Raw genomic sequence first — 11332 nt, 5'->3', positions numbered from 1 at the left:
TCCCTCGTATTTCCAGCTTTTGACCGCAGATAGGGCTTCCAGCAACTGGAAGGTCAAGCGCTTATTCCTGCGCCTGCCCAGGTCGCGCCGTCCCCATACCCATAGCCGTCAAAACAGGCTATAGACGCCGCCGGAAAGGCGCTAGCTGAGACGAATGGCGAAGATTCCCCTCAAGCTCGACGAGATCATCGACGGCAAGACGCTGCGCGAGGAATTGTCGGCGCTGACCGCCGAAACCAATGGCGACGGCTCCAGCGCGTCGACGCGCGCCGCCGTGCTGCTTGTCCTTAAGGAGCGCATCGCCAGCGGGCGCAAGATCGCCGAAAAGATGCTGATGCAGGATGGCGGCGGCATCGCCTGCGCCGAGCGGCTGTCGCATCTGATGGATGAGATCATCGCCGCGCTCTACGATTTCGCCGTCACCCATGTCTATCGCGCCAAGAACCCGTCCGCGGCCGAGCGCATGGCGATCGTCGCCGTCGGCGGTTATGGCCGCGGCACGCTGGCGCCGGGCTCCGACATCGATCTCCTGTTCCTCCTGCCCTACAAGCAGACGCCCTGGGGCGAGCAGATCGTCGAATACATGCTCTACATGCTGTGGGACATGGGGCTGAAGGTCGGCCACGCCACCCGCAACATCGAGGAATGCCTGCGGCTGTCGCGCTCCGACATGACGATCCGCACCGCCGTTCTGGAAGCGCGCTTCGTCTGGGGCGAAAAAGCGCTTTGCGACGAGCTGATCACCCGCTTCGACCGCGAAGTGGTGCGCAATACCGGCGCCGAATATGCACAGGCCAAGCTTGCCGAGCGCGACGAACGGCATCGCAAGGGTGGTGAAAGCCGCTATCTGGTCGAGCCCAACATCAAGGACGGCAAGGGCGGCCTGCGCGATCTGCAGACCTTGTTCTGGATCGGCAAATATTTCTACCGTGAGCGTACCGTGGAAGAACTGGTCGCGCAGGGTGTGTTCACGCGCGACGAGTTCAACCAGTTCCAGAAGGCCGAGGATTTCCTGTGGGCGGTGCGCTGCCACATGCATTTCCTGACCGGCAAGGCCGAGGAGCGGCTGCATTTCGACATCCAGCGCGATATCGCCGACCGGCTCGGCTACAAGAGCCATCCCGGCCTGTCGGCGGTCGAGCGTTTCATGAAGCACTATTTCCTGGTCGCCAAGGATGTCGGCGACCTCACCCGTATCTTCTGCGCGGCGCTTGAGGAAGAGCAGGCCAGCCACGTCTCGGGTTTCAACCGGCTGTTCCTCACCTTCTCGCGCCGCCGCCGCAAGCTGGCCGGCACCGCCGATTTCATCATCGACAACGACCGCATCAACATCGCCGACAACAAGGTGTTCGACCGCGATCCGGTCAACCTTCTGCGCCTGTTCTGGTTCGCCGACCGCCACGGACTGGAATACCATCCAGATGCGCTGAAGCTGGTGACGCGCTCGCTCAAGCTGGTCGACCGCAATCTGCGCCGCGACCGCGAGGCCAACCGGCTGTTCATGGACATACTGACTTCGGACAACAAGCCCGAGCTCAATCTGCGTCGCATGAACGAGGCGGGTCTGCTCGGGCGGCTGATCCCCGATTTCGGCAAGATCGTCGCCATGATGCAGTTCAACATGTACCACCACTATACGGTGGACGAGCATCTGCTGCGCTGCATCGACGTGCTGTCGGAAATCGAGCAGGGCGGCGGCGAGAAGATCCACCCGCTGTCGCACAAGCTGATCGGCGAACTGAAGAACCAGCGCGAGGCGCTTTACGTCGCCGTGCTTTTGCACGACATCGCCAAGGGCCGGCCGGAGGACCATTCCGAGGCCGGCGCCAAGATCGCCCGGCGCATCTGCCCGCATATGGGACTTTCGGCCATCGACACCGAAACCGTCGCCTGGCTGGTGGAGAACCATCTGGTCATGTCGATGACCGCGCAGACGCGCGACCTGAACGACCGCAAGACGATCGAGGATTTCGCCGATGTCGTGCAGTCGGTGGAGCGGCTGAAAATGCTGCTCATCCTCACCGTCTGCGATATTCGTGGCGTCGGGCCAGGCGTCTGGAACGGCTGGAAGGGCCAGCTTCTGCGCACGCTCTATTATGAGACCGAGCTGCTTTTGACCGGCGGCTTCTCCGAGGTCTCGCGTGCCGACCGCACGGCGGCGGCGCGGGACCGGCTGGAAGAGGCGCTGGCAGGCTGGCCGCAGGACGAGCGCAAGCGCCTCGTCGGCCTGCATTATGAGAACTACCTGCTCGCCGTCGACCTCAAGGATCAGCTGCGCCACGCCGAATTCGTGCGCGAAGCCGATGCCGCCGGCAAAAAGCTCGCCACCATGGTCAAGACGCACGAATTCGAGGCGGTGACCGAGATTACCGTGCTGGCGCAGGACCATCCGCGCCTGCTCTCGGTCATTGCCGGCGCTTGCGCGGCAGCGGGCGGCAACATCGTCGACGCGCAGATCTTCACCACCTCGGACGGCCGCGCGCTGGACACGATCCTGATCGCACGCGAGTTCGACCGCGACGAGGACGAGCGCCGGCGCGGCGAGCGCGTCGGCAAGCTGATCGAGGACGTTCTGTCCGGCCGCTCCTGGCTGCCCGAAATGATCGAGAAGCGCGCCAAGCCGAAGCGCGGCGCCAAGGCCTTCCGCATCCAGCCGCGCGCCGAGATCCGCAACGCGCTGTCCAATCGCTTCTCGGTGATCGAGGTGGAAGGGCTGGATCGGCCCGGCTTGCTTTCCGAAATCACCGGCACGTTGTCGGACCTGTCGCTCGATATCGCCTCGGCCCACATCACCACCTTCGGCGAGAAGGTGATCGACACTTTCTACGTCACCGACCTGACCAACCAGAAGATCGAAAACCAGAGCCGCCTGAAAACCATTCGCGAGCGGCTGATCGCAACGCTGGACGGCTCGCAGGCCGCCCGCGGCAAGACCAAGGCCGCGGCGGAATAGCGCCACGCATCCCATGCCCCATCGCCCCTTCACCCGTGCTCCGCACAGGAATACCGCATGAGCCTCGTCAAGAAATTCGCCACCGTCGCTTCGGGCACGCTGATGAGCCGCGCGCTCGGCTTCACGCGCGAGATGTTCATGGCCGCCGCCCTCGGTACCGGTCCGATCGCCGACGCCTTCAACGCCGCCTTCCAGTTGCCCAACACCTTCCGCCGGCTGTTCGCCGAGGGTGCGTTCAACGCTGCCTTCGTGCCGCTGTTCTCCAAGGAGATCGAGGCCAATGGCGTCGAGGGCGCCAAGCGCTTTTCCGAGGAAGTGTTCGGCGTGCTGTTCTCAGTGCTGCTGGTGCTGACCATCGCCATGGAACTGGCGATGCCGCTGATCGTGCGTTACCTGGTGGCACCCGGCTTCGCCGACATCCCCGGCAAGTTCGACATGACGGTGCGGCTGGCAACCGTCATGTTCCCCTACCTCATCTGCATGTCGCTCGGCGCCATGATGGCCGGCATGCTGAATTCGCTGCGCCGCTACTTCGCCGCCGCCGTCGCGCCGGTGTTCCTCAACATCATCCTGATCGCGGTGCTCGCCTATGCCTGGTACAAGGGCAAGGACGCGTATTATGTCGGCTATGGGCTCGCCTGGGGCGTGCTGGCGGCGGGCCTGGTGCAGCTTGCCATCGTGTGGATTGCCGTGCGCCACGCCGGCATCTCGATCGGTTTCCGCTGGCCGCACATGACACCCAACGTCAAGCGGCTGCTGTGGCTGGCACTGCCGGCGGCAATCACCGGCGGCATCACCCAGATCAACCAGCTGATCGGCACGGCGATCGCGTCGGGCCAGAACAGCGCTGTCTCCTCGCTCGCCTATGCCGACCGCATCTACCAATTGCCGCTCGGCGTCGTCGGCGTGGCGGTGGCGATCGTGCTTTTGCCGGAACTGTCGCGCGCGCTGAAATCCGGCAACATGGTGGAGGCCGCCAACCTGCAGAACCGCTCGGTCGAGTTCACGCTGTTCATGACGCTGCCGGCGGCGGTGGCGCTGCTGGTCATGTCGGAACCGATCGTGCGACTGCTCTACGAGCGCGGCGCCTTCGCCGCCAACAATTCGACGCCGACGGTCGCCGCCATCCTGGCGATCTTCGGTCTCGGCCTGCCGGCCTTCGTGCTGATCAAGGCCTTCACACCAGGTTATTTCGCGCGCGAGGACACGCGCACGCCGATGATCTTCGCGGCGATCTCGGTGGTCGCCAATGTCGCCATCGCGCTCACTTTGTTTCCGTCCATGGGCGCGCCCGGCATCGCGGTGGCTTCGGCCGTCGCCGGCTGGCTGAATGCGATCATGCTGCTTGCCGTGCTCGTCCGGCGCGGCCATTGGGGCCGCGACGTGCCGCTGCTCAAACGCATTCCGCGTCTCGTGCTGGCGGCGGCATTGATGGGAGCCGCGCTCTATTTCGGCGAGCACTGGTTCACGGTGCAATTGTCGTCGGCGGCACATCTGACGACCAAGGCGGTGACTCTGGTCGGCCTGTCGGCAGCAGGCGCTGTGATCTATTTCGTGATCGCCTTCGCCATTGGCGGCGCCGATTTCGGCATGATCCGCCGCAACATCAAGCGCGGCAACGCCAAGGGTTCGCCGGCGCCCGTCGATACGGAATAGCGAGCGACCGGCCTTGGCGCCGAAGCCGGACCACCGGCTTCGGCTCTCCAGTTCCAATCTCTCCGATCACGGAGCAGAGACGGCAATTCTACCCTTCATATTCGGGTGGAAACGGCAGAAATAATCGAGGGTGCCAGCCTTCTCCAGAACGATGCTTCCCGACTTCGCGACGGGCAGCATCACTTCCCATTCTCCCGTCACCGTCGCGGTATGAGCGAACGCGTCCTTGTTCACCCATTGGACGGTGTCTCCGACACTGGCGCCGATTTCAGCGGGAGAGAACGCCATCTTTTCGACCGTAACCGTTATCGTCTTGGCGTGAGCCGACAATGTGCCCAAGCCGAGCGCCAGCACCAAAGGAGGCAGGAGGCGACGTTGCGCGCACATGGCCGATCCTATTTCAGCTCGGACGCAACCATCTCGGCATGTTTTTCATGGCCCTGGAATATCTTGAGCCCGGTTTCCAGCAGGCTCTTGAGTTCCGCATTTTGTGCCGACGGAATGAGCAGCGTCTCCAGCGCGCCGTTGACCTGCTTGTGATAGGCGACTTCGTTGGCAACATAAGCCTTGTCGAAAGCGTCACCGTCGAGCTTTTCAAGCTTGGTCTTCTCGGCAGCAGCCGCTTCGGTCAGCGCCTTGCTCGTTGCATTGTCTTGCGGCGTCACCTTGAGCTTCTTGACGAGGTCGAGCGCCTGTACGTTCACGGCCTCGTGATCACGTACCATGTCATTGGCAAAACCCACGACATCCTTGTTCTTGGATTTGGAAATGGCCAGTTTGGCCATATCCACGTCAAGCGCCCCAGCGGTATACGCGATATGGGCGATCTGCGGGTCGGTTGGCTTGTCCGCTGCCTGAGCAGCTCCAGCCGTGCCAAGCATCAAGGCGGCGACGAACGCCATATGCAATCTCGTGGTCATCGGATGAACTCCTGTTTTCGTGCTCGCAATAGCGAGCACTTCGGTTCGACATCCATTGGATGAACCACGTTGCGAAACGTTCCCGCGATCTCTTGCGAAAATCGTCAGCCGGAAAAACCGAGCCGTTTCATCACCGCTTCGGTCATGCGCTCGCAACGCGTGCCGGCGAAGGGAAATGCCTCGAGCAGCACCGGACCAATCTGCGCGTCGAGCCGCTCGCGCAACAGCTTGCGAGCGCGGTGCAGACGGGTTTTGACGGTTTGGGGCCTTATGTCGAGCAATTCGGCCGTCTCTTCCACGCTCAGGCCTTCTATGACGCGCGCGACGAAAACCATCCGAAACGTTTCGGGAAGACTGTCGGTGGCCTGTTCGACAAACCGCAGGATCTCTCGCTGAGCCATGTTCCGTTCCGGGTCGCCTAAACCTGCATTCAAGGGAAAGGGAATGATCCGGGCCGCCCCGGCATCCTCGACAGGCAATGACACTGTTTCGGCGCGCCGGGTCTTACGCAGGCGGCCAAGCGCCTCGTTGATGACGATCCGCGATAGCCAGGTTGCCAGGGAGGAGTCGCCCCGGAAACCGGCGAGATTGGCAAACGCACGCAGATAGGCTTCCTGAACGGCGTCCTCGGCTTCCGCGTCGTTGCGCAGGATCGAACGCGCAAGCCGATAGAGCCGCTGGTTGTACCGTGTCATGATGGCGCGGAAGGCCGCAGCCTCACGCGCCAGCGCCCCGCGCACAAGATCGATGTCGCTCGCAGTGCTGAGAGGTATCAACGCTGATCTGACCGGCTGCATCGAAACCTCCTCCATTTGGAAGTCAGATGGCGAAACGACGATAAGGTTCCCGCCGTGCGAAAAAAATTGCAATGCCCGTGGCTTTTGATCGGTGGCGGGTGAGTTGAACTCTTCAGTGGACGCGATGTGAGTTCCGGTTTGCTGCTTTCTTAACGAAGCAAGGATAAAGTCGCGCGAAACCATTTTCGGCAGATGGCCTTTGCGCTGGAGCCTTCGCCATGCAGCCAACCAGCCATCGCCTCTATTATGTTGACGCCCTGCGCGTTTCGGCCTTCGGCCTGCTCATTCTCTACCATTCGTCGGCTGCCTTCCTCTACGATCTGGACTGGCTGTTCAACAGTCCTGAAAAGAGCCAGACCCTGTCCCTGGTCACGCTGTTTCCCCGCGCCTGGCGGCTGGCGCTGCTGTTCTTCGTCTCCGGCATGGGCACTTGGTTCGCCTTCCGCTCGCAGACGACGTTCGACTTCCTGAAGGGCCGTTTCCTCAGGCTATTCCTGCCGCTGATCTTCGCCATGTGCGTGATCATCGTGCCGCAGGTCTGGTACGAGCGCCTGTCCGACGGCCGCTTCCAAGGCTCGCTGCTGGAGTTCTGGGTGCTGCGCTACTTCACCGAAGGCAAGTATCCCACCGGCAATTTCTCCTGGGCGCATATGTGGTTCGTCGCCTATCTCCTGGTGATGACGGTGATCTGCACGCCGATCTTCCGACTGTTCACCCTCCCCTCGACGCGCCGGCTGTCCGACTGGTTCGAACGCACGGCCCGCTCACCGGCCATCTACCTGTTCGTGCTTCTGCCGCTGGCGCTGCACCTGATCTTCCTGCCGTTCTTCCCGCGCGAAACCAATGTGCTCTACAATGACGGCGCCTGGTTCGCGGTGTGGGCAAGCTGGTTCGGCCTCGGCTTTCTCGTCGCCAAACATCATCAGGCGGTGGTGCCCGCCATCATCGCCCGGCGTTGGTGGAGCCTTGCCATCGCCGCGGCTTTGACCATCTGGCTTTACCGGTTTTCCTGGGTGACCAAGGCGGCCAGCATCGGCGGCGAAACCGGCGGCATGTCGATGGCGCTCTACAAGACGCTGACCTTCTCGCTGGCCTGGACGGTGATCCTGGCCGCAGTCGGATTCGCGGCGCTGCACGCCAACCGCAAGAGCCCCGTCCTGAGTTGGCTGAACGCCAAGATCTTCCCGCTCTACATCGTCCACCAGACCTTCGTCATCATGGCGCTGTATTATGTTCTGCCGCTCGATCTCTCGCTGTGGAGTAAGCTTGCGCTGGTGGTGGCAATCACCACCTTCTGGTCGCTGCTTACCGCAGTGATCGCCGACCTTCTGCCTTCGCCCTTCCGCATGCTGGTCGGCCTGCCCGATCGTCGCAAGGTTCGCGCCCCCGACCAGAGCATGGCGGCCGCCGGCGGCTAACCAGTCCAGTTCACGACCTTCTTACCGCCCGGCAACCGTTGTTTCGGCCCCGCCCTTCACGGCGAGGCTTGATCGACGCCCCGGCGTCGTCCATAACGCGCCGTCCGAAATTTCGCCGCGCGCGAAACGGCCCTCCACAAGCCAAGGAAACCAACATGACCGCCTCCGCCTTCAAGCCGCTCATCTTTTCCGGCGTCCAGCCGACCGGCAATCTCCACCTCGGCAACTATCTCGGCGCGATCAGGAAATTCGTCGCCCTGCAGGAAACGATGGATTGCATCTATTGCGTCGTCGACCTGCATTCGCTGACCGCCCAGCTCGTCCATGAAGACCTCAAGGACCAGACCCGGCAGATCACCGCCGCCTTCCTCGCCGCCGGCATCGACCCCGACAAACACATCGTCTTCAACCAGAGCCGGGTGATGCAGCACGCCGAGCTTGCCTGGATATTCAACTGCGTGGCGCGCATCGGCTGGATGAACCGCATGACGCAGTTCAAGGACAAGGCCGGCAAGGACCGCGAGAATGCATCGCTCGGCCTGCTCGCCTATCCGAGCCTGATGGCGGCCGACATCCTGGTCTACCGCGCCACCCATGTGCCGGTGGGCGACGACCAGAAGCAGCATCTGGAACTGACCCGCGACATCGCCCAGAAGTTCAACAACGACTTCTCCCACCGCATCGCCGAACTCGGCGTCGGCGTGGAAATCCAGATGGGCGACGAGACGGTGAACGGCTTCTTCCCGTTGACCGAACCGGTCATCGGCGGGCCGGCGGCGCGCATCATGAGCCTGCGCGACGGCTCCAAGAAGATGTCGAAATCCGATCCGTCGGACCTGTCGCGCATCAACCTGACCGACGACGCCGACACGATCTCGAAGAAGATCAAGAAGGCGAAGACCGACCCGGAGGCTTTGCCCTCCGAGATCGCCGGCCTGGCCAGCCGGCCGGAAGCGGAAAACCTCGTCGGCATCTATGCCGGCCTCGCCGACACCAGCAAGGAAGCCGTGCTGAAGGAATATGGCGGCCAGCAATTCTCGGTGTTCAAGCCGGCATTGGCCGACCTCGCCGTCGAGAAGATGGCGCCCATTGCCGGCGAAATGCGCCGCCTGATGGCCGATCCCGGCCATATTGACGGTGTGCTGCGCAATGGCGGCGAGCGCGCCGGCGTGCTGGCCGAGGCCAATATGAAGACCGTGCGCGACATTATCGGCCTGCTGCAGGGCTGAGCCGGTCGTCATTCCAACCCAGAGGCGGCCGTTCGCGGCCGCTTTTCCTTTTTGGCACAAGCCGTATCAGCAGGCTGCCAGCCCTGTGGAGTTTCGACCCTGGCCGGATGGCGGGGGGCGCTTGCAAGGCACCCCACCCGAATGGCAGATTGCGGCCGAAACCACCGAACAGGATCCATATGGTCTCCAAACGCCTGAGCCGGGAAGCCGGCCACCGCCGCAAGTTCCTGGCGATCATCGACGACACGCCCGAATGCGAGCGTGCCGTGGCCTATGCCTCGAAGCGCGCGCAAAGCACGGGCGGCGTGGTGGTAATGCTCTATGTCATCGAGCCGGACGACTTTCAGCATTGGCTGGGCGTTGAAAAGATCATGCGCGAGGAGGCCAACGCTACCGCGCGCTCGGCGCTCGACGTCCAGGCCGGCAAGGTGCGCCAGAAGGTCGGCATCGAACCCGAGCTGGTGATCCGCGAAGGCAAGCGCGCCGACGAGATCCACAAGCTGATCGAGGAAGACCAGGACATCGCCATCCTGGTGCTGGCCGCCGGCGCCGGCAAGGAAGGTCCAGGCCCGCTGGTTGCCTCGATCGCCGGCAAGGGCGCCGCCTTTCCGATCCCCGTCACCGTCGTTCCGCAGAACTTGTCGGACGAGGACATCGAAAGCCTGGCCTGAGCTTCCTATATCTCTAGGAACGGTCCCGCCGCTTTTGCTTGAACGGCCGGCGAATTGGGCCTATTTAGAATTATTCCAAACTAATGCCCGCCAAGGGCACGGAGACGGCCATGTTCATCCAGACCGAGTCGACCCCCAATCCGGCGACGCTGAAGTTCCTGCCCGGCAAGGAAGTGCTCAGGGACGGCACCGCCGATTTCCGTGACGCCGACGCCGCGCGCGAGGCTTCGCCGCTGGCCGGCCGGCTGTTCGACATTCCCGGCGTCAATGGCGTGTTCTTCGGCTACGACTTCATCACCATCACCAAGGACGGCCCCGACTGGCAGCACCTGAAGCCGGCGATCCTCGGCGCCATCATGGAACATTTCATGTCCGGCCAGCCGGTCATGGCGGCCGAAGGCAAGGGGGCCGGTGCCCATCACGACGACGGCAAGGAATTCTATGACCAGGCCGACGAGGAAATCGTCGTCACCATCAAGGAATTGCTCGATACGCGCGTGCGCCCGGCCGTGGCGCAGGACGGCGGCGACATCACCTTCCGTGGCTACGAGAAGGGCACCGTCTTCCTGCACATGAAGGGCGCCTGCGCCGGCTGCCCGTCGTCCACCGCCACGCTGAAGCACGGCATCCAGAACCTGCTGCGCCACTTCGTGCCGGAAGTGGAGCATGTCGAGCAGATCGCTTAAGCACCCGTATCCTTTTGGTTCAAAAACCCCGAGATAACATCTCGGGGTTTTTCTTTGGGGCGGGATGCGATCTTCGCTAGAAAACAAAAAACCGGGCGACAAGGCCCGGTTTTCTGTTTGGGACGTCCGTGTTGCCTAGACGGTCCGCATACGAAACGCATTTGAGGTCCTGTCCGGCTTCGGACAGGAGCCAAATCACATCACGATCACCTTGGCGCCCACTTCGGCGCGGCTGTAGAGGTCGATGATGTCCTGGTTCATCAGCCGGATGCAGCCCGACGACATCGCCTTGCCGATCGACCACCATTCCGGCGTGCCGTGCAGCCGGTAGCCGGAATCGCCACCCTTGTTGAACAGATAGAGAGCGCGGGCGCCGAGCGGGTTCTTCAGGCCCGGGTCCATGCCGTTGCGGTATTGCGCGAGTTCCGGCTGGCGCTTGATCATCTGCGACGGCGGCGTCCAGGTCGGCCATTCACGCTTCAGCGCGACATGGGCGGAACCGCTCCATTCGAAGCCCTCGCGGCCAACACCGATGCCGTAACGCACGGCCTCGCCTTCCGGCAGCACGAAATAGAGGAACTTGTTGCCGGTATCGACGATGATCGTGCCCGGCTTTTCCTTGGTGTCGTAGCTGACGATCTGGCGATGGAACTGGCGCGGCACCTTTTCGATCGGGATGCGCGGCAGCTGATAGCCAGCGTCGCTGACCCCGCCATAATCATTGGTGAACAGCCGCATCTGGCCGATGGTGCTACAACCGGCGAGCGAGGCGGCAAGTGCCGCGACAATAATGGCAGACTTCAAGCGCATGAACCGTTCCCAGCCCCCGGTCCCGTGTTTTTCGGTGCGATTCGACCAAATCGTTAACGCATTCATGCTGGCATTTCTTTTGCTTGCCAAGCAGCCGATGCTTATATGAAAGCAAGTGCTTGCCGGTAAGGCGCCGGCTATGGCATTTCGGCAACATATGCCGCGAGATTGTTGAGTAAAATCAAGAAAAGC

The 11332-nt window shown here is 62.5% G+C and carries 10 protein-coding genes; 6 read left to right on the top strand and 4 right to left on the bottom strand.

Annotated features, from left to right (window positions below; all coding sequences use genetic code 11):
* The first annotated feature begins 154 nt into the window (after positions 1 to 154).
* Together QFZ88_RS14015 and murJ are read left to right on the top strand one after the other, a co-directional pair.
* Complete coding sequence (locus tag QFZ88_RS14015) at positions 155 to 2953, top strand: [protein-PII] uridylyltransferase (protein WP_024923340.1); 2799 nt, start codon at positions 155 to 157, stop codon at positions 2951 to 2953.
* 57 nt (positions 2954 to 3010) lie between these two features.
* Positions 3011 to 4609 carry a murein biosynthesis integral membrane protein MurJ gene (gene murJ, locus QFZ88_RS14010; protein ID WP_024923339.1) on the top strand — a complete coding sequence of 533 codons (1599 nt, stop codon included), beginning with the start codon at positions 3011 to 3013 and terminating at the stop codon, positions 4607 to 4609.
* Positions 4610 to 4675: 66 nt separating this feature from the next.
* Here the strand turns inward: murJ and QFZ88_RS14005 are convergent, their stop codons facing one another.
* The 3 genes from QFZ88_RS14005 to QFZ88_RS13995 form a co-directional block, all read right to left on the bottom strand.
* Positions 4676 to 4996, bottom strand: coding sequence for a cupredoxin domain-containing protein (locus QFZ88_RS14005; RefSeq protein WP_024923338.1), 321 nt, complete (start codon positions 4994 to 4996; stop codon positions 4676 to 4678).
* 8 nt (positions 4997 to 5004) lie between these two features.
* On the bottom strand, positions 5005 to 5529 hold the full coding sequence (locus QFZ88_RS14000; RefSeq protein ID WP_024923337.1) for a DUF4142 domain-containing protein: 525 nt from the start codon (positions 5527 to 5529) through the stop codon (positions 5005 to 5007).
* Positions 5530 to 5633: 104 nt separating this feature from the next.
* Entirely contained in the window at positions 5634 to 6326 is a 693-nt protein-coding gene (locus QFZ88_RS13995) for an RNA polymerase sigma factor (protein ID WP_024923336.1), read from the bottom strand.
* 218 nt (positions 6327 to 6544) lie between these two features.
* Between QFZ88_RS13995 and QFZ88_RS13990 the strand changes: the two genes are divergently transcribed.
* The 4 genes from QFZ88_RS13990 to QFZ88_RS13975 all read left to right on the top strand — a co-directional run bounded on the left by QFZ88_RS13990 (position 6545) and on the right by QFZ88_RS13975 (position 10330).
* Positions 6545 to 7744, top strand: a complete 1200-nt coding sequence (locus QFZ88_RS13990) for an acyltransferase family protein (RefSeq protein WP_024923335.1) — start codon at positions 6545 to 6547, stop codon at positions 7742 to 7744.
* Between the two features lie 155 nt (positions 7745 to 7899).
* A complete protein-coding gene (trpS, locus tag QFZ88_RS13985) occupies positions 7900 to 8973 on the top strand; it encodes a tryptophan--tRNA ligase (protein ID WP_024923334.1) in 1074 nt (357 codons plus the stop codon).
* A gap of 179 nt (positions 8974 to 9152) precedes the next feature.
* A complete protein-coding gene (locus tag QFZ88_RS13980; protein ID WP_024923333.1) occupies positions 9153 to 9644 on the top strand; it encodes a universal stress protein in 492 nt (163 codons plus the stop codon).
* 110 nt (positions 9645 to 9754) lie between these two features.
* On the top strand, positions 9755 to 10330 hold the full coding sequence (locus tag QFZ88_RS13975; RefSeq protein ID WP_024923332.1) for a NifU family protein: 576 nt from the start codon (positions 9755 to 9757) through the stop codon (positions 10328 to 10330).
* Positions 10331 to 10525: 195 nt separating this feature from the next.
* Here the strand turns inward: QFZ88_RS13975 and QFZ88_RS13970 are convergent, their stop codons facing one another.
* Positions 10526 to 11140, bottom strand: coding sequence for a L,D-transpeptidase (locus QFZ88_RS13970; protein ID WP_024923331.1), 615 nt, complete (start codon positions 11138 to 11140; stop codon positions 10526 to 10528).
* Positions 11141 to 11332 lie beyond the last annotated feature (192 nt).

Origin of the sequence: Mesorhizobium sp. YL-MeA3-2017 (genome assembly GCF_030814575.1) — a bacterium.
Classification (GTDB): Bacteria; Pseudomonadota; Alphaproteobacteria; order Rhizobiales; family Rhizobiaceae; genus Mesorhizobium; species Mesorhizobium terrae.
The sequence above is the reverse complement of the archived record's forward strand: the minus strand, read 5'-3'. Positions and strand labels throughout refer to the sequence as shown.

Excerpts from the sequence above, each read along its gene's own strand:
- QFZ88_RS13995 (WP_024923336.1), bottom strand. The coding sequence starts at position 6,326 with ATGCAGCCGGTCAGATCAGCGTTGATACCTCTCAGCACTGCGAGCGAC.
- trpS (WP_024923334.1), top strand. The coding sequence starts at position 7,900 with ATGACCGCCTCCGCCTTCAAGCCGCTCATCTTTTCCGGCGTCCAGCCG.
- QFZ88_RS13970 (WP_024923331.1), bottom strand. The coding sequence starts at position 11,140 with ATGCGCTTGAAGTCTGCCATTATTGTCGCGGCACTTGCCGCCTCGCTC.
- QFZ88_RS13980 (WP_024923333.1), top strand. The coding sequence starts at position 9,153 with ATGGTCTCCAAACGCCTGAGCCGGGAAGCCGGCCACCGCCGCAAGTTC.
- QFZ88_RS14015 (WP_024923340.1), top strand. The coding sequence starts at position 155 with ATGGCGAAGATTCCCCTCAAGCTCGACGAGATCATCGACGGCAAGACG.
- QFZ88_RS13990 (WP_024923335.1), top strand. The coding sequence starts at position 6,545 with ATGCAGCCAACCAGCCATCGCCTCTATTATGTTGACGCCCTGCGCGTT.
- murJ (WP_024923339.1), top strand. The coding sequence starts at position 3,011 with ATGAGCCTCGTCAAGAAATTCGCCACCGTCGCTTCGGGCACGCTGATG.
- QFZ88_RS14005 (WP_024923338.1), bottom strand. The coding sequence starts at position 4,996 with ATGTGCGCGCAACGTCGCCTCCTGCCTCCTTTGGTGCTGGCGCTCGGC.
- QFZ88_RS13975 (WP_024923332.1), top strand. The coding sequence starts at position 9,755 with ATGTTCATCCAGACCGAGTCGACCCCCAATCCGGCGACGCTGAAGTTC.
- QFZ88_RS14000 (WP_024923337.1), bottom strand. The coding sequence starts at position 5,529 with ATGACCACGAGATTGCATATGGCGTTCGTCGCCGCCTTGATGCTTGGC.